Below are 17,070 nucleotides of genomic sequence, written 5' to 3'. Positions count from 1 at the left end.
CCCCGACCTGCCCGATCGGCCTCACGGCCTGACCGCGGCGCCGTGACACGGCCCCCGTCCCGAGGAGCACCGGGACGGGGGCCGACCCGCGCTCAGGCGCCGGTTCCGGCCCGCTGCGCCCGTACGAGCACCGCGCCCGCCTCCGTCCACTCGTACAGGACCGACCGCCCCGCCCGGTCCCGCCGTACGAGCCCCGCGTCGAGCAGGACCTTCAGATGGCGCCCCACCGACCCGAGCCCCTGGCCGGTCAGGGCCACCAACTGGCTGGTGGACTTGGGCGATCCGAGCCGTACGAGCACTCCCGCGCGCGCCCCGCCGAGCAGCGCCCCGAGCGCCTCGGGCACCACCGGCCCCGTCGAATCCGCGAGGGCGCCGGAGCACGCGTACACGACCGCGAACCGCTCGGAACCCTCCCAGGAGACCCAGCCCTGCTTCGGCGTCACGGGGACGAAGAGCAGCCGGCCGCCGTCGACCCGTCTCGGCGGGTACGCACGGGGGTTGACCTGGAGTCGCCCGTCGCCCAGCCAGCGCGTCCTCCCCGGGCACAGCTCGTCGAGCGCCGCCGCCCAGCCGTCCCGCGCGAGGCGCGCGGTCCGCGCCACCACATCGGCCTCCAGGACCCGGCGGCGGCGCGGCCAGTCGGGCAGCACCGTCTCCCGCCACACCCACTCCAGGACCTTCGCCATCCGGTGCGGCAGGTCCCCCGCCGACCCCAACGGCCCGGGTACGGGTCCGCCGACCGCGACCTCCAACTGAGGGACGGCGTCGGCAGGTTCACACGCGCGGACCGCCACGACCTCCTCCTCGAAGGAGCGCTCGCGGTCGCCCGGCGGCGTCGGCGTGAGGAAGTCGGCGTTCCACGTGGGCCCGATGGCCGCCCGTACGAGCAGCGCGTCGAGCGGTTCGGCGGCGAGGCGCTCCCGGTACGCGGGCAGGTGCGCGGCCAGCCACGCCCGCTCGCCGGGATGCGTACCGGCCCCGGCGTGCAGGGTCTTGAGCGCCGCGACGGTCTCGGCCAACGGCGAGACGACGAACCGGCTCCCGGCCAGCGAGTCGGTACCGATCTGCCACCAGCCCACGCCGCTCCACCCGCCCTTCCGCACCCCGCGAGACGCCCCCGGTTGGCGTCCTCGTCCTTTCACGTCCGTGAGACGCCCCGGTCGGCCCCCGCCCCTCCGTGGACGCGGCACCCGCCCGTCCGCGCCCCGACCTTTCGCCTCCCCGCGAAACAATATCGGCGGCGACCGAGCCCCCGGAGACTCCCGGCATGCCCCGCTACCGTGACCTCTTCCGTACGCCCGAGTTCACCCCGCTCTTCCTCACCGGGTCCGTCCACACCGCCGCCCAGACGGTGGCCGGGCTCGGGCTCGCCACGCTGGTGTTCCGGGCGACCGGCTCCCCGTTGCTCTCCGCCCTCGCGCTCTTCGGCCCCTCGCTCGCCCAGTTGCTCGGCGCGACGACCCTGCTCTCGGCCGCCGACCGGCTGCCGCCGCGCGGCGCGCTCGCCGGAATGGCCCTCTTCTTCGCCCTCGGCACCGCCGTCCTGGCGATCCCCGCCCTGCCGACCTGGGCGCTCTTCGTGATCCTGCTCGCCGAGGGGCTCGTGGCCTCGCTGGGCGGCGGCGTGCGCTACGGGCTTCTCCACGAGATCCTCGCCCGCGAGGACTTCCTCCTCGGCCGCTCGCTGATGAACATGGCCGTCGGCGCCTGCCAGATCGGCGGCTTCGTGACCGGCGGCGCCCTGGTCGCCCTGCTCTCGCCGCGCGGCGCCGTCCTCGTCGGAGCGGGCCTCTACCTCGCCGCCGCCCTCCTCGCCCGCGCCGGCCTCGGGGCGCGTCCGCCGCGTGCCCCGGGGCGTGCCTCGGTCGCCGAGACCTGGCGCACCAACCGGCTGCTGTGGTCCTCGCCCGAGCGCCGCCGCTGCTACCTCGCGCTGTGGGTGCCCAACGGGCTGATCGTGGGCTGCGAGTCGCTCTTCGTGCCGTACGACCCCGGGCGGGCCGGGCTCCTCTTCGCCTGCGCCGCGCTCGGCATGCTGGCCGGGGACGTCGCCGTCGGCCGGTTCGTACCGGCGCGGCTGCGCGGCCGGATCCGCTTCCCGCTCCAGGCGCTGCTCGCGGCCCCGTTCCTGGTGTTCGCGTTCGACCCGGCGCTGCCGCTCGCGCTGCTCGTGGTGACGGTCTCGGCGGTCGGGTACGGGGCGAGCCTCCTGCACCAGGAGCGGCTGATGGCCCTGGTGCCGGAGGATTCGAGCGGTCACGCGCTCGGGCTGCACACCTCGGGGATGCTCGCCCTCCAGGGGGTGAGCGCGGCGCTGGCCGGCACCCTCGCCCAGTACACGTCACCGCGCACCGGGATGGTGCTGCTCGCCCTCGCCTCGCTCACCGTGACCGCGGCGCTCGCGCGGGCGGACCGGGAGCGCTCTAGCGGGGCGCCGTCGAGCGGTGCACGACCGTGTCCTCGCACGGACCGTCGGCGAACAGCTTGAGCGCCTCCATCTCGTCCTTGTCGACCGACAGGCCCCAGCGCAGCTTGGTGCCGACCCACTCGCCGACGTAACGGCAGTACCGGGCGTTGTCCGCGGGCACCCATTCGGCGGGGTCGCGCCCGGCCTTGTCCTTCTGGCTGCGGGCGGTGACGGCGACGAGGGTCGCGGCCGCGCCCTGGTCGTTGGCGTACTTCTCGCGCCGTTCGGCCGTCCAGCCGGACGCCCCCGACTGCCAGGCCTCTTCGAGCGGGACGAGGTGGTCGACGCGGAGGAGGGCCGGGTCGGTGACGTTCTGCCCGTCGTAGTACGAGGTCCACATGCCCCCGGTGAGGGCGCAGTCCTTGCCGGTCTTCGGGGCGTCGACGGCCTCCGCGACGAGCACCTCGCCCCGGGTGTCGCAGCCGTCCGCCGGGTCGAGGCCCTGGTTCCAGTGGGGGAACGCCGTCTCCTTGTAGCCGGCCGTGTCCTCGGAGGCCTCGGGGAGCTCGGCGAGCGCGTCCGGGAAGAGGACGACGCCGGCGGAGAGGGCGGGGGAGGGGACGGCGAGCGGGGAGAGGACGAGGGCGAGCGGGGCGAGCCCGCGCATCAGGTTCTTGATCACGCACCAGTGGATAGCGCCGGCCCCGGGGCGCAGAGAACCCGAATCGCGATGCGCTCCCCCGACCGGGTGCGGATCTTCACCGCAGAAACGATGCGCTGCGGGCTCGTACGCGTACACGAAGCCCGTACGCGGACACGTAGAAGAGCGCGGAACCAGGGACCGTAAACCTGGTTCCGCGCTCTTCGTCCTGAGACCGCCCGACGGCACGAGGCTGGCGCGACAGGACGTTCGCGCCGCCGGGCGGTGGCTTGGTGATCCCCTGACAGGGGGCGTTGGGACCGCGGCGGTGTCGACGGGCGCGTCGGCCTGCCCTTCTTTCAGGTCAAGAAGGGGGCCCGGCGCCCTTACCACCGCACTGGCTCGGCACCGCCGCGGTCCTCACGCTTGTCCGGTTCGCCGGCCACCCCTCATCCGGGCCGGCGATCCGGACCACGTACGGCACTGACCTCCCGTCAGGTGCCATACGCAGTCTGGTTACCGCGGTGCGGTCAGTTCTCGCGCAGGGCGCGGACCGCCTCCGCCACGCGCTTGCCGTACTCCGCGTCGGCGGCGGCGAAGTGCGCGAGGTTCTTCTCGATGACGTCCTCGCGGGACACCTGGGACAGACCGCCCGCGATGTTGGCGATCAGACGGCCCTTCTCGTCCTCGGACATCAGGCGGTAGAGCTCACCGGCCTGGAAGAAGTCGTCGTCCTTGGTGTGCTGCGGCGCCTCGTGGGTGCCGGTCCAGCCGTGGATCGCGAGCGGGGCGGAGAGCGCCGCGTCGGTCTGGGCCGGGCCCTGGTACGAGTTGGGCTCGTAGTTCTTGTCGTGGCGCGAGCCCTGGCGGGTGGCCATGGCGCCGTCGCGGCCGTAGTTCTCGGCCACGGTCGCCTTCGGGGCGTTGACCGGCAGCTGGGTGTGGTTGACGCCGAGGCGGTAGCGGTGGGCGTCCGCGTAGGCGAAGAGACGGCCCTGGAGCATCTTGTCCGGCGAGGGACCGATGCCGGGGACGAAGTTGTTGGGGGAGAACGCGGCCTGCTCGACCTCGGCGAAGACGTTGTCCGGGTTGCGGTCGAGGACCAGGCGGCCCACGCGCTGCAGCGGGTAGTCCGCGTGCGGCCACACCTTGGTGAGGTCGAACGGGTTGAAGCGGTAGTCCGCGGCCTCGGCGGCCGGCATCACCTGGACGTACAGGGTCCAGGAGGGGTTCACACCGCGCTCGATCGCCTGGAGCAGGTCGGTCTGGTGCGAGTTGGCGTCCTTGCCGACGAGCTCGGCGGCCTGGTCGGCGGAGAGGGAGCGGATGCCCTGGTTCGTCTTGAAGTGGTACTTGACGAAGAAGGCCTCGCCCGCCTCGTTGGTCCACTGGTAGGTGTGCGAGCCGTAGCCGTTCATGTGACGGTACGAGGCCGGGATGCCGCGGTCGCCCATGAGCCAGGTGATCTGGTGGGTGGCCTCGGGGGCGTGCGCCCAGAAGTCCCAGACGTTGTCCGGCTCCTGCTTGCCCGTGAAGGGGTCGCGCTTCTGCGAGTGGATGAAGTCGGGGAACTTGATCGGGTCCTTGATGAAGAACACCGGGGTGTTGTTGCCGACGAGGTCGTAGTTGCCCTCTTCGGTGTAGAACTTCAGGGCGAAGCCGCGCGGGTCGCGGACCGCGTCCGCGCCGCCGAGCGAGTCGGCCACGGTGGAGAAGCGGATGAACGTCTCGGTCTTCTTGCCGACCTCGGAGAGGAACGCGGCCTTCGTGAAGCCGGTGACGTCGTCGGTCACCTCGAAGTGGCCGTACGCGCCCGAGCCGCGGGCGTGCACCACGCGCTCCGGGATCCGCTCACGGTTGAAGCGCGCGAGCTTCTCCAGCAGGTGCTGGTCCTGGAGGAGCAGAGGGCCACCGACGCCGGCGGTGGCGGAGTTCTGGTTGTCGGCGACGGGGGCGCCGGACTCGGTCGTAAGCACGCGCTTCGACATCGTGACCTTCCGTACGGGAGCTCTGCTGAACGGTGCGAGGAGCGTAGGTTCGGCTCGAACGTAACGTCAACAGTTTGTTGAAAAGGAAGTGTGGTGTTCCGGTCGGCGGCGGCGCCTGGGCGCGACAGGACAGGTGTCAGCGCCGCCGCCGACCGGAAATCAGGGGCCCCGGTGAAGGGGCTGCGGCCCGACCCGAAGGACGGGCCCTTGGGGTCAGACCTGCTGGCCGGAGAGGCGCTCGACGGCGCGCAGCAGGGCCGAGTGGTCCAGGCCGCCGTCACCCTGGGCGCGCAGCGAGGCCACGAGCTGGGCGACGACCGCGCCGACCGGGAGGGCGGCGCCGACGTTGCGGGCGGCGTCGGTGACGATGCCCATGTCCTTGTGGTGCAGGTCGATCCGGAAACCGGGCTTGAAGTCGCGGTTCAGGAAGTTGTCCTTCTTGCGGGTCAGGACCGTGGAGCCGGCCAGACCGCCGTTGAGGACGTCCAGGGCGGCCTGGAGGTTCACGCCGGACTTCTCGAGGAAGACCACGGCCTCGGCGCACGCCTGGATGTTGACCGCGACGATCAGCTGGTTGGCGGCCTTCACCGTCTGGCCGGAGCCGTGCGGGCCACAGAGCACGATGGTCTTGCCGAGGGCCTCCAGGATCGGGAGGGCCTCGTCGAAGTCGGCCTGCTCGCCACCGACCATGATCGAGAGGACGGCCTCGATGGCGCCGGCCTCGCCGCCGGAGACGGGCGCGTCGATGACGCGGATGCCCTTCTCCTTCGCGTTCTTGGCCAGGTCGACCGAGGTCTGCGGGGTGATCGACGACATGTCGACGATCAGCGCGCCCTGCTTCGCGTTCTCCAGGATGCCGTTCTCGCCGTAGGCGATGGCCTCGACCTGCGGGGAGGCGGGCACCATCGTGATGATGACGTCGGCGTCCTTGACGGCCTCGGCGATCGACCCGGCGGCGGTGCCGCCGGCCTTCGCGAGCCGGTCCAGCTTGTCCTGCTCCAGGGTGAAGCCGGTGACCGAGTAGCCGGCCTTCAGGAGGTTCTCGGACATGGGGGAGCCCATGATGCCGAGACCGATCCACGCGACCTTGGGGAGATTGCTCATGGTGAGGGTGCCTTCCAAAAAACTGGTGTACGGGGAGGGGTCGGCCGGTCAGCGGGCCGCGCGGGCCTCGGCGGGGAGCCACTCGAAGGACGCGGCGGCGTCGGCGGCCTTGTACTCCAGGCCGACCCAGCCGTCGTAACCGGCCTTCCTGAGCTCGTCGAGCAGCTGCTCGAGCGGCAGCTCGCCGGTGCCCGGCGCGCCACGGCCCGGGTTGTCCGCGATCTGGACGTGGCCGGTCTTGGCGGCGTACTCCGCGATGACCTGGCTGACGTCCTCGCCGTTCATCGACAGGTGGTAGATGTCGAGGAGGAACTTGCAGTTGCCGAGTCCGGTGGCCGCGTTGACCTTGTCGACGACCTCGATGGCGGAGGGGGCGCTCACCAGGGGGTAGAGCGGCGATTCCGGCTTGTTGAGGGTCTCGATCAGCAGGATCGCGCCGATCCGGTCCGCCGCGCGGGCGGCCAGGACCAGGTTCTCCAGGGCGAGGGTGTCCTGGATCTGCGGGTCGACGCCCTCGACGCGGTTGCCGTAGAGCGCGTTGAGCGCCTTGCAGCCGACGGAGGCGGCGAAGTCGGCCGCCACCTCGATGTTGGCGCGGAAGCGGTCCGACTCGTCGCCGGGCACGGAGAGGGCTCCGCGGTCCGGACCGGGCAGCTGCCCGGCGTAGAAGTTCAGGCCCACCAGCTGGGTGCCGGCGTCCTCAAGAGCCTTCTTGAGGGCGTCGAGCTCGCTCTGCTCGGGGGTGGCGGTGTCGATCCAGGGCCACCACAGCTCGACCGCGGTGAAGCCCGCCGCGGCGGCGGCCGCGGGGCGCTCCAGGAGCGGGAGTTCCGTGAAGAGGATCGACAGGTTCACATCGAAGCGCTGGTCCATGAGTCCCATGAGAGGTTGGCGCTCCTTCCGTATCGCGGAAGTAAGTTTCTGTCTGACGGAATGTTGCAAGGCGGGCGGCGCGCTTGTCAAGAGGTCCCCGCAGGTCCGGGGCTCCCGTAGGGGCGAGCGGGGCCGTAGCGTGGGGCCATGGTGCGTTTGAGAGTGGAGTTCACGACCGAGCCGTTCGACCTCGACGAGGCGCCGGCGCACGCGGTCGTGGCCCGTGAGGTCATCCAGTCGGCCGAGCTGGACGCGGTCGACGTCGGCCCCTTCGGCAACACGGCCGAAGGCGGCGCCGACGCGGTGCTCACCGCCGTCGACGAGCTGCTGCGCTCGTCGCTCGCGGCCGGCGCCACCCGCGTCTCGCTCCAGGTGAACGTGATCGGGGAGGACGAGAAGTGAGCGAGCACCCCTTGGTCGCCGCGGTGAAGCCCCTGGTCGACGCCATGGGCGCCGAGGTGCTGGTCCCCGCGCAGGCGGAAGCCGACGACGTCGTCCTGTCCTGGGAGGGGGAGGACGTGCTCGCCGTGCGGCTGCCCCAGCTGTCCGACTCCCTCGACCACATCCTGGCGGCGATGGAGCGGCGGCACGGGATGCCACTGGCCGAGCTCGACCGCAAGTCCAAGCAGGAGGCCGTCCGGCTCCTTGAGGCGCGGGGGGCCTTCTCGGTACGCCATGGGGTGGAGACGGTGGCGGGTGCACTGGGTGTCAGCCGCTTCACCGTGTACAACTACCTCAACAGGGAGACCGCCCTGAGCAGGGGAAAGGCCCCCACGGCCGAGTAGTTGATCATGTGGTGACCAGGAGCCGTCGTCCGGATGTCGGGACGACGGCTTTTGCGTGGCCGAGTTTTCAACAAAGTGTTGACGTTGTGTTGCGGAGGGCGTTAGCTATCCGCAGCCCGTCCGACGCACAGCGAAAAACAGCCACGGAGGCTTCCCGTGACTTCAGGTACGACACCGGGCCTCACCCGGTTCAACACCTCAGCGGACAGCGAGGCCGTCGCCACGCTCCACGAGGTGTGTTCCAGTTCGGCGTGGGGGAGCAAGATCCTCGCCCAGCGCCCGTACACCACCGCCGAAGCTCTCTTTCTCGCCAGCGACGCCGCCATGGCCGAGCTGACCGCGGAAGACCTGGCCGAGGCGATGGCGGGGCACCCGCCGATCGGTCGTCCGAAGGCAGGGGACCCGACCTCCTCCCGCGAACAGAGCGGGATGGCCGGCGCCTCCGCGGAGCTCAAGACCGAGATGCTCGAACTCAACCTGGCGTACCAGGACAGGTTCGGACACGTCTTCCTCATCTGCGCCACCGGCCTCACCGGAGAGCAGATGCGCGACGCGCTCCGGCAGCGGATCGGCAACTCGCCCGAGACGGAGCGGGAGATCGTCCGCACCGAACTGGGCAAGATCAACCGCATCCGGCTGAACCGTCTCGTGGAGACCCCTGAGACCCCCGAGACCTCCGAGGAAGAGAGCTCCGCATGAGCACCGACACCACGGCCTCGGTGTCCACGCACATCCTGGACACCAGCATCGGCCGCCCCGCCGAGGGCGTCGCCATCACGCTCGCGGCCCGCAGCGGCTCCGGCGCGGAGTGGGTCGCGCTCGGTGGTTCGGCCACCGACGCCGACGGACGGTGCAAGGACCTCCCGGCGCTGCCGGAGGGCACCACCCACGTACGTCTCGACTTCGAGGTCGAGCAGTACTTCACGAACAAGAAGCAAGCCGAGGCGCAGCAGGACGCCCCCCGCGTAAGGGACAGCGGTGCGTTCTTCCCCGAGGTGGCGATCACGTTCGCCGTCACCCCGGGCGAGCATTACCACGTACCGCTGCTGCTCAACCCGTTCGGCTACTCCGTATACCGAGGGAGCTAGCAGACATGCCCACGATTCTCGGCCAGAACCAGTACGGCAAAGCAGAGAACCGCGTCGTCAAGATCACGCGGGACGGCGACACCCACCACATCAAGGACCTCAACGTCTCCGTCGCCCTCTCCGGCGACCTCGACGACGTCCACCTCACCGGCTCCAACGCCAACTGCCTCCCCACCGACACGACGAAGAACACCGTCTTCGCGTTCGCCAAGGAGTACGGCATCGAGTCCGCCGAGCAGTTCGGCATCCACCTCGCCCGCCACTTCGTGACGAGCCAGGAGCCGATCAAGCGGGCGCGCATCCGGATCGAGGAGTACGCCTGGGAGCGCATCGCGCCCTCCGAGGCCAACTCCAAGTTCATCGGGGCCGACGAGGTCAACCACTCCTTCGCCCGCAAGGGCCAGGAGACCCGGGTCACCCAGGTCACCTACGACGGCGAGAAGTGGGAGGTCATCTCCGGCCTCAAGGACCTCGTCGTCATGAACTCCACCAACTCGGAGTTCTGGGGCTACATCAAGGACCAGTACACGACGCTCCAGGAGGCGTACGACCGCATCCTGGCCACGCAGGTGTCCGCCCGCTGGCGGTTCAACTGGACCGACGACGACCAGCGGATGCCCCACTGGGAGCGGTCCTACGAGCAGACCAGGAAGCACATGCTCGAGGCCTTCTCGGAGACGTACTCGTACTCCCTGCAGCAGACGCTGTACCAGATGGCCACGCGCATCATCAACCACCGCTCGGAGATCGACGAAGTCCGCTTCTCGCTCCCGAACAAGCACCACTTCCTGGTGGACCTCGAGCCCTTCGGCCTGAAGAACGACAACGAGGTCTACTACGCCGCCGACCGCATGTACGGCCTCATCGAGGCCACCGTCCTCCGCGACGGAGCCACGGCGCAGATCCCGGTCGACATGACCAACCTCTAAGCGGCATCCGAGTGACCGGCCCCGCCCGCCCGCAGTCGGGCGGGGCCGGACCACCGGACCGGAGGGAACCCCCATGGCACAGCCCGCAAAGGGGCCGGCGCACGCCGAAGGCCCGTGTTCCACCTCGCCGTCCACCCCTGCCACGGCCTCGGCCGAGTGCCACCCGGTGGACGAGAAGCTCCCCGCCTCGCGGCTCGTCCCCGCGGCACTCCAGCACATCGCCGCCATGTACGCCGGCGTCGTCACCCCTCCGCTCATCATCGGCCAGGCCGTCGGCCTGGACGCCGCCGGGATGACCCGGCTCATCGCGGCCAGCCTGCTCATCGCCGGCTGCGCGACCATCCTGCAGACCATCGGCGTCGGACGCTTCGCCGGCAACCGGCTCCCGTTCGTCAACGCCGCCTCCTCCGCCGGCATCGCCCCGATGCTCGCCATCGCCGAGACCAGCGCCCCCGGACACCAACTGCCCGCCATCTACGGCGCGGTGATGGTCGCCGGAGTCTTCTGCCTCGCCGTAGGACCCTTCTTCGGCAGGCTCCTGCGCTTCTTCCCGCCGCTCGTCACCGGCGTCGTCATCACCCTCATCGGGGTCACCCTGATGCCCGTGCCCGTCGGCTGGGCGCAGGGCGGCGACAGGACCGCAGTCGACTTCGGCGCCATGAAGTACCTGGCACTCGCCGGATTCACGCTCGTCGTCATCCTGCTGTTCCAGCGCTTCGGCAAGGGCTTCGTCAAGCAGATCGCCCTGCTCCTCGGCCTCTTCATCGGCACCCTCGCCGCGATCCCCTTCGGGATGGCCGACTTCACCGCCCTGCGCGAGGCACCCGTCGCGGCCCTGCCCGCCCCCTTCGCCTTCGGCGCCCCCGAGTTCCAGCCCGCCGCGATCCTCTCCCTGTGCATCGTCATGCTGGTCCTGATGACCGAGTCCAGCGCCGGCATGCTCGCCCTCGGTGAGATCTGCGAGCGGCGCAGCGACGGCCGGACCATCACCCGCGGCCTGCGCACCGACGGCATCGCCACCCTGCTCGGCCCCGTCTTCGGCGGCTTCCCTACCTCGGCCTTCGCCCAGAACGTCGGTGTCGTCTCGCTCACCCGGGTCCGCTCCCGGTACGTGGTCGCCGTCGCCGGCGGCGCCCTGCTGGTCCTCGGCGCCTTCCCCGTCCTCGGCGCGGTCGTCTCGATGGTCCCGATGCCCGTCCTCGGCGGCGCCGGCATCGTCCTCTTCGGCTCGATCGCGGTCAGCGGCATCCGCACCCTGTCGGAAGCCGGACTCGACGACAGCTCCAACATCATCCTGGTGGCCGTCGCACTCGGAGCGGGCATCATCCCGCTCGCCGCGCCCACCTTCTACGCCGGCTTCCCCGCCTGGGCCCAGACGGTGCTCGGCTCCGGCATCAGCGCGGGCGCGCTCGTCGCCGTCCTGCTGAACCTGTTCTTCCACCATCTCGGCACCCGGAGCCGTCACACGGCCCCGGCACTCAAATCCTCCTAGGGTCCTGCCGTGCCCACTCCACCCCAGAGGAATGAAGGAACCACCGCCATGGCAGCACCTTCGGCAGCCCAGCGCGTCGTCATCGAGAACGCGGCGATCGCGACCGTCGACGCGCACGACACCGAGTACGCCTCCGGTTACCTCGTCGTCGCCGACAACAAGATCGAGTCCATCGGTGCCGGCAAGGCTCCCGAGGGCCTGGAGAACGTGGTCCGGAGGATCGACGCCACCGGCCATCTGATCACGCCCGGTCTCGTCAACACCCACCACCACTTCTACCAGTGGATCACCCGGGGTATGGCGACCGACCACAACCTCTTCAACTGGCTCGTCGCGCTCTACCCGACCTGGGCGCGGATCGACGAGCAGATGGTGCGCGCGGCCGCCCAGGGCTCGCTGGCCATGATGGCCCGCGGCGGTGTCACCACCGCCATGGACCACCACTACGTCTACCCGCAGGGCTCCGGCGACCTCTCCGGCGCCATCATCGGCGCCGCCTCCGAGATGGGTGTCCGCTTCACCCTCGCCCGCGGCTCCATGGACCGCAGCGTGAAGGACGGCGGTCTGCCGCCGGACTTCGCCGTCGAGACCACCGAGGGCGCGCTCGCCGCGACCGAGGAGACGGTGAAGAAGTACCACGACGCCTCCTTCGACGCGATGACCCAGATCGCCGTCGCCCCCTGCTCCCCCTTCTCCATCTCCACCGAACTCCTCCGGGAGGGCGCGGCCCTCGGCCGCCGCCTCGGGGTGCGCATGCACACCCACGGCTCGGAGACCGTGGAGGAGGAGAAGTTCTGCCACGAGCTCTTCGGGATGGGCCCGACGGACTACTTCGAGTCCACCGGCTTCCTCGGCGAGGACGTGTGGATGGCGCACTGCGTCCACATGAACGACTCCGACATCGCGGCCTTCGCCCGCACCAAGACCGGTGTGGCCCACTGCCCCTCGTCCAACGCGCGCCTCGCCGCCGGCATCGCCCGCGTCCCCGACATGCTGAAGGCGGGCGTACCCGTCGGCCTCGGCGTCGACGGCACCGCCTCCAACGAGTCGGGCGAGCTCCACACCGAGCTGCGCAACGCCCTCCTCATCAACCGCCTCGGCGCCCACCGCGAGGCCGCGCTCAACGCCCGCCAGGCCCTGCGCCTCGGCACCTACGGCGGCGCGCAGGTCCTCGGCCGCGCCGACAGCATCGGCTCCCTCGAAGCCGGCAAGCTCGCCGACTTCGTCCTCTGGAAGATCGACGGCCTCGGCCACTCCACGATCGCCGACCCGGTCACCGCCATCGTCTTCGGCGCGGCGGCCCCGGTCACGGCGTCCTTCGTCAACGGCAGGCAGATCGTCGAGAACGACCGGCTGCTCACCGTCGACGAGGACACCATCGCGCGCGACGCACGCGCGGAGGCCCAGCGCCTGGCCCGCATCGCGGCCCAGGGCTGACCCTCCCCATGGAGTCCGACCGAGGGGGACGGCCCTCGGTCGGTCGCCGCGGACCCGAGCGGGGTCCGCGGCAGCCCGACCGGGAGGTGCCGTACGCAGAAGACGTACGGCACCTCCCGGGACGGTGACACCCGCCCGCACCCCCACCGGGCACCCCGTCCTCCGCGCGCCGTCCTCTCCACGCGCGCACCGCACCACCGCAACGAGCCGCACCTCCTGCACCCCGCACCGCATCGCACCACCTCCCTGACACCCGCGTCCCGCCGACGTGTACCCGACCGGAGGAACCGCCGTGGCCGCCAAGCCCCAGGTTCGCAATGCACCAGACGCAGGCTCCGCCCCCGAAGACCGCGAGACACATCCGGTCGACGAGACGCTGCCCCCAGTAAAGATGCTCACCAGCGGCCTCCAGCACGTCGCCGCCATGTACGCGGGCGTCGTCGCGCCGCCCCTGATCGTCGGAGCGGCCGTCGGCCTCTCCGGCACCGAACTCACCTTCCTGACCGGCGCCAGCCTCTTCACCGCCGGACTCGCCACCTTCCTGCAGACGCTCGGCATCTGGAAGATCGGCGCCCGCCTGCCGTTCGTCAACGGCGTCACCTTCGCCGGCGTCGCGCCGATGCTCGCCATCGTCGACACCACCGAGAACAAGGCCGACGCGCTCCCCGTGATCTTCGGCGCGATCATCGTCGCCGGACTCCTCGGCTTCCTCGCCGCCCCCTGGTTCTCCCGGCTCGTGCGGTTCTTCCCGCCGGTCGTCACCGGCACCGTGATCACCCTCATCGGTGTCTCCCTCCTCCCCGTCGCGTTCGGCTGGGCCCAGGGGCCCAACCCCAAGGCGGACGACTACGGTTCGACCACGTTCCTCACCCTGGCCGGCATCACGCTCGTCGTCGTCCTGCTGCTCCGCCGCTTCACCCGCGGCTTCCTCAAGCAGATCGCCGTCCTCGTCGGCCTCGTCATCGGCACCCTCATCGCCATACCGTTCGGGGTCACCGACTTCTCCCCGGTGACCGAGGCGGACATCGTCGGCTTCCCGACCCCGTTCCACTTCGGCGGGCCGCAGTTCGCCCTCGCCGCGATCATCTCCATGTGTGTGGTCATGCTGGTCTCCATGACCGAGTCGACCGCCGACATGCTGGCGCTCGGCGAGATCGTCGACCGGCCGGCCGACGAGAAGACCATCGCGGCCGGACTGCGCGCCGACACCCTCGGCTCCGCGATCAGCCCCCTCTTCAACGGCTTCATGTGCAGCGCCTTCGCGCAGAACATCGGCCTGGTCGCCATGACCCGGATCCGCAGCCGCTTCGTCGTCGCCTGCGGCGGTGGCTTCCTGGTCCTCATGGGCCTCTCGCCGGTCGCCGCCTCGCTCATCTCGGTCGTCCCCCGGCCGGTCCTCGGCGGCGCGGGCGTCGTCCTCTTCGGCTCGGTCGCCGCCAGCGGCATCCAGACCCTGGTCAAGGCCGGTCTAGAGAAGGACAACAACGTGCTGATCGTGGCGGTCTCCCTGGCCGTCGGCATCATCCCGATCACGGCGCCGGAGTTCTACCACGCCTTCCCCGAGACGGCGAAGATCATCCTGGACTCCGGCATCTCGACCGGCTGTGTCGCCGCGGTCCTGCTCAACGTGGTCTTCAACCACCTGGGTAAGGGCCGGGACGACGACGAGGTCACCGCGCCGATGGAGCCCGGCGAGGAGATCTCCGGCACCCACACGGCGAAGGCGGCGCACGTCCACTGAACCCGCCCGACACCCCACCGCCCGCCCCGGGCCCCGCGCACGCCGCGGGGCCCGGGGCCGTGGTGCTTGTCAACCCCAACTCCTCCGCCGCCACGACCGCGATGATGACCGCCATCGCCCGGCGGAGCCTCGGCCGCACCCGCGCCGTCCGAGGCGTCACCGTGCCCCGCGGCCCCCGCATGCTCACCGACCCGGCCGCCCTGCGCGCCGCCGCCCCCGAGGTCCTCGCCGAGGGCCTCCGCGCCACCGCCGCCGGCGACTGCGCGGCGCTCCTCGTCGGAGCGTTCGGCGACCCGGGCGTCGCGGAGCTGCGCGCGGCGGTCGGCGTCCCCGTGATCGGCATCGGCGAAGCGGCCCTCAGAGAGGCGGCCTCCGACGGGACGCCCTTCGGCGTCGCCACCACGACCCCGCTCCTGGCCGACGCCGTCACCGCACACGTGACGACCCTCGGCCTCGCCGGCCGGTACACCGGTATCCGCCTCACCACGGGGGAACCCGAACAGCTCTCCGCCGACCCGGCGTCTCTCCTCGACCAGCTGGAACGCGCCGTCCGCGCCTGCGTGGAACACGACGGCGCACGGGCGGTCGTCATCGGCGGCGGCCCACTGGGCGAGGCGGCGGAGGCACTGAGGACCCGGTGCGAGGTCAGGATCATCGCCCCGATCCCGGCGGCCTGCCGGGCGATCGCACACATACTGTCCCCGTAGCGATCCCTGGCCATTCGGTAACGATCCCTGCCGGCCATGAAGCGATCCCCGCCCGCCCTGGACCGACCACGGAGCCAGACCCGCGCACGGTTCACCGCTCCCCTCACCGCTCGCTCCACGGCTCCCCTCCCCGCCCCCTCCACGGCTCCCGTCACCGCTCCACCGCGATCCGGCGCCGACACTCACCGGCCAGCGCCGGATACGCGGCTCCGATCGCCTCGTACAGCCGCCGCCGCAGCAGTCGCCCGGCCTCGCCGCGCCCGGAATCCCCGTACAGCCCGTCGAGCAGCACCTCGTACCGCGCGAGGGTGTGCCGCAGATAGGTCACCTGCCACCGCACGAGGGCCCCTGCGGGCGGCTCGGCCGACGCCCCGGGCGGGGCCCCGGGGCTCCGCGCCGCGAGGAACTGCCGGTGGCGGACGGCCCGCCGCTCCAGCTCGGGTCCGGGCAGCCGGGGCACCTCGATCGGTTCCGCGCGGATCGCGGCCAGCACGGCGGCCCTGCGCCGCTCGGCATGGGCAGCGGCGGCGGAGGACCGGGCGGGGGAGAGCGCCGAGGTCTCGGCGAACTCCGGTGTGCGCTCCACCGTCTCGACGCGGGCCAGGAGGTAGAGCCGCAGCGGCGCGAGGGACCAGCGGCGCGGGTCACGGCCCTGCACGTCGGGCGTGCCGAGCAGATCCCGCACCATCGTGTCGGTCCAGCCCCGGCGGCGTACCCCGGCGAAGCTCACATAGGTCGTACGGTCCGTCATGATTCCCCCAGAATCGACTACGGAGAGTGATGTTCTCAGTGAAGCGCACGCCACTGACAACGACCCCTTGCCGCGGTCGGCCCGGCTGTGCGATATAGGTCTGGACCTTTTCGGCGGACTGCTTCGGACGGAGGCCGGCCTGTGCAACGCCCGCCCGCCACACGCCTGTTGATCCCACTCGCGCTCGTCCTCGCGCTCACCCTCACCGGATGCTCGGACGCCGTGGCACCCGCGCCGAAGGACACTCGTGCCCCCACCGCCCCCACCGGAGTCACCGCGACCGCCGGCAGCGCGAGCACCGTCCACGTCATGTGGAGCGCGGCCACCGACGACCGGGCCGTCACCGGCTACGCGGTCTACAGCGAGGGCCGCAGGATCAAGGACCTGCCCGCCACCACCCTGATGACCGACGTGGTCGGACTTGCCCCCGCCACCCGACACTCCTTCACGGTCCGCGCCCGCGACGCCGCCGGCAACGCCTCACCCCCGAGCGCCACCGTCACGGCGACCACCCTGCGCGCCGCCGCCGAGGACCGCACGCCCCCCACCACGCCGACGGCCCTCCGCGCCACACCCGACGGCAGCCGCGCCGTCATCCTCCGCTGGTCACCGGCCAGGGACGACACCCGGGTCACCGCCTACGACATCCACCAGGCCGACACCCGCGTCCACACCGTGCCCGGCACAGCCACCAGCACCCGCGTCACCGGCCTGCGCCCCGGCACCGCCTACGCGTTCACCGTCCGCGCCCGCGACGCCGCCGAGAACTCCTCCCCGGACAGCGCCCCCGCCGACCTCACCACCGCCCCCTCCCCGGGAGCACCACCGAACACCGCCCCCACCCGTCTCACCGCGACCGCGACCGAGGGCGCGATCACCGTCACCTGGACCCCGCCGGCCACCGGCGCCCCGGTCACCCACCACGAACTCCACCTCGACGGCCGCTTCGCCACCACCATCATCTGGGGCACCACTCCACCCCCGGGCCGCGCCACCTACACCTTCCCCGTCCAGGACCCCCCGGGCACCCGCCACACCATCACCCTCCGCGCCCGCCTCCCGGACGGCACCTGGGGCGACTTCTCGGCACCGCGGACGGTGGTGGTGCGCTGACGGCGTCGGACGCTG

At 71.5% G+C, this 17,070-nt stretch carries 17 protein-coding genes; 11 read left to right on the top strand and 6 right to left on the bottom strand.

Features of this window, described 5'->3' with window-relative positions:
• Window positions 1–92 precede the first annotated feature (92 nt).
• Window positions 93–1,079: an ArsR/SmtB family transcription factor gene (locus ACZ4VK_RS12815; RefSeq protein ID WP_468351433.1), complete on the bottom strand. Its 987-nt coding sequence runs from the start codon at window positions 1,077–1,079 to the stop codon at window positions 93–95.
• Window positions 1,080–1,267: 188 nt separating this feature from the next.
• Here ACZ4VK_RS12815 and ACZ4VK_RS12810 point away from each other — a divergent pair, with 188 nt between their 5' ends.
• Window positions 1,268–2,488, top strand: a complete 1,221-nt coding sequence (locus ACZ4VK_RS12810; RefSeq protein WP_468351431.1) for an MFS transporter — start codon at window positions 1,268–1,270, stop codon at window positions 2,486–2,488.
• On the opposite strand, the gene ACZ4VK_RS12805 is transcribed toward ACZ4VK_RS12810, so the two are convergent.
• The 4 genes from ACZ4VK_RS12805 to ACZ4VK_RS12790 all read right to left on the bottom strand — a co-directional run bounded on the left by ACZ4VK_RS12805 (window position 2,424) and on the right by ACZ4VK_RS12790 (window position 7,021).
• Window positions 2,424–3,089 (bottom strand): GmrSD restriction endonuclease domain-containing protein, encoded by a 666-nt coding sequence (locus ACZ4VK_RS12805; protein WP_468351429.1) that lies wholly within the window; start codon window positions 3,087–3,089, stop codon window positions 2,424–2,426. The two genes, ACZ4VK_RS12810 and ACZ4VK_RS12805, sit on opposite strands and share 65 nt — an antisense overlap.
• Window positions 3,090–3,577: 488 nt before the next feature.
• Window positions 3,578–5,035, bottom strand: a complete 1,458-nt coding sequence (locus tag ACZ4VK_RS12800) for a catalase (protein WP_468351427.1) — start codon at window positions 5,033–5,035, stop codon at window positions 3,578–3,580.
• Between the two features lie 213 nt (window positions 5,036–5,248).
• The gene (locus ACZ4VK_RS12795) at window positions 5,249–6,139 is read right to left on the bottom strand and encodes a 2-hydroxy-3-oxopropionate reductase (protein WP_468351424.1); all 891 of its coding nucleotides are present in this window, start codon (window positions 6,137–6,139) and stop codon (window positions 5,249–5,251) included.
• Window positions 6,140–6,187: 48 nt separating this feature from the next.
• A complete protein-coding gene (locus ACZ4VK_RS12790; protein ID WP_468351422.1) occupies window positions 6,188–7,021 on the bottom strand; it encodes a TIM barrel protein in 834 nt (277 codons plus the stop codon).
• A gap of 138 nt (window positions 7,022–7,159) precedes the next feature.
• On the opposite strand from ACZ4VK_RS12790, the gene ACZ4VK_RS12785 reads away from it, so the two are divergent.
• From ACZ4VK_RS12785 to ACZ4VK_RS12745, 9 genes are all read left to right on the top strand, one after another.
• Window positions 7,160–7,414 carry a YkoF family thiamine-binding protein gene (locus ACZ4VK_RS12785; protein WP_468351420.1) on the top strand — a complete coding sequence of 85 codons (255 nt, stop codon included), beginning with the start codon at window positions 7,160–7,162 and terminating at the stop codon, window positions 7,412–7,414.
• 44 nt (window positions 7,415–7,458) lie between these two features.
• The gene (locus ACZ4VK_RS12780; RefSeq protein WP_468352034.1) at window positions 7,459–7,797 is read left to right on the top strand and encodes a helix-turn-helix domain-containing protein; all 339 of its coding nucleotides are present in this window, start codon (window positions 7,459–7,461) and stop codon (window positions 7,795–7,797) included.
• Window positions 7,798–7,953: 156 nt separating this feature from the next.
• On the top strand, window positions 7,954–8,496 hold the full coding sequence (gene uraD, locus ACZ4VK_RS12775) for a 2-oxo-4-hydroxy-4-carboxy-5-ureidoimidazoline decarboxylase (protein WP_468351418.1): 543 nt from the start codon (window positions 7,954–7,956) through the stop codon (window positions 8,494–8,496).
• Window positions 8,493–8,885, top strand: a complete 393-nt coding sequence (gene uraH / locus ACZ4VK_RS12770; RefSeq protein WP_468351416.1) for a hydroxyisourate hydrolase — start codon at window positions 8,493–8,495, stop codon at window positions 8,883–8,885. The genes uraD and uraH overlap by 4 nt, the downstream gene beginning before the upstream one ends.
• Window positions 8,886–8,890: 5 nt before the next feature.
• A complete protein-coding gene (gene pucL / locus ACZ4VK_RS12765; protein ID WP_468351414.1) occupies window positions 8,891–9,814 on the top strand; it encodes a factor-independent urate hydroxylase in 924 nt (307 codons plus the stop codon).
• 73 nt (window positions 9,815–9,887) lie between these two features.
• Complete coding sequence (locus ACZ4VK_RS12760) at window positions 9,888–11,306, top strand: nucleobase:cation symporter-2 family protein (RefSeq protein ID WP_468351412.1); 1,419 nt, start codon at window positions 9,888–9,890, stop codon at window positions 11,304–11,306.
• Window positions 11,307–11,354: 48 nt separating this feature from the next.
• On the top strand, window positions 11,355–12,743 hold the full coding sequence (locus tag ACZ4VK_RS12755; RefSeq protein WP_468351410.1) for an 8-oxoguanine deaminase: 1,389 nt from the start codon (window positions 11,355–11,357) through the stop codon (window positions 12,741–12,743).
• 292 nt (window positions 12,744–13,035) lie between these two features.
• Complete coding sequence (locus ACZ4VK_RS12750; RefSeq protein ID WP_468351408.1) at window positions 13,036–14,484, top strand: nucleobase:cation symporter-2 family protein; 1,449 nt, start codon at window positions 13,036–13,038, stop codon at window positions 14,482–14,484.
• A gap of 59 nt (window positions 14,485–14,543) precedes the next feature.
• Window positions 14,544–15,191 (top strand): aspartate/glutamate racemase family protein, encoded by a 648-nt coding sequence (locus ACZ4VK_RS12745; RefSeq protein ID WP_468351406.1) that lies wholly within the window; start codon window positions 14,544–14,546, stop codon window positions 15,189–15,191.
• Window positions 15,192–15,342: 151 nt separating this feature from the next.
• Here the strand turns inward: ACZ4VK_RS12745 and ACZ4VK_RS12740 are convergent, their stop codons facing one another.
• The gene (locus ACZ4VK_RS12740) at window positions 15,343–15,942 is read right to left on the bottom strand and encodes a hypothetical protein (RefSeq protein WP_468351404.1); all 600 of its coding nucleotides are present in this window, start codon (window positions 15,940–15,942) and stop codon (window positions 15,343–15,345) included.
• A gap of 165 nt (window positions 15,943–16,107) precedes the next feature.
• On the opposite strand from ACZ4VK_RS12740, the gene ACZ4VK_RS12735 reads away from it, so the two are divergent.
• Window positions 16,108–17,055: a fibronectin type III domain-containing protein gene (locus tag ACZ4VK_RS12735; RefSeq protein WP_468352032.1), complete on the top strand. Its 948-nt coding sequence runs from the start codon at window positions 16,108–16,110 to the stop codon at window positions 17,053–17,055.
• The last annotated feature ends 15 nt before the right edge of the window (window positions 17,056–17,070 follow it).

It is taken from the genome of Streptomyces sp. NPDC028711 (assembly GCF_055565415.1).
This window is presented reverse-complemented; position numbering and strand designations above follow the sequence as displayed.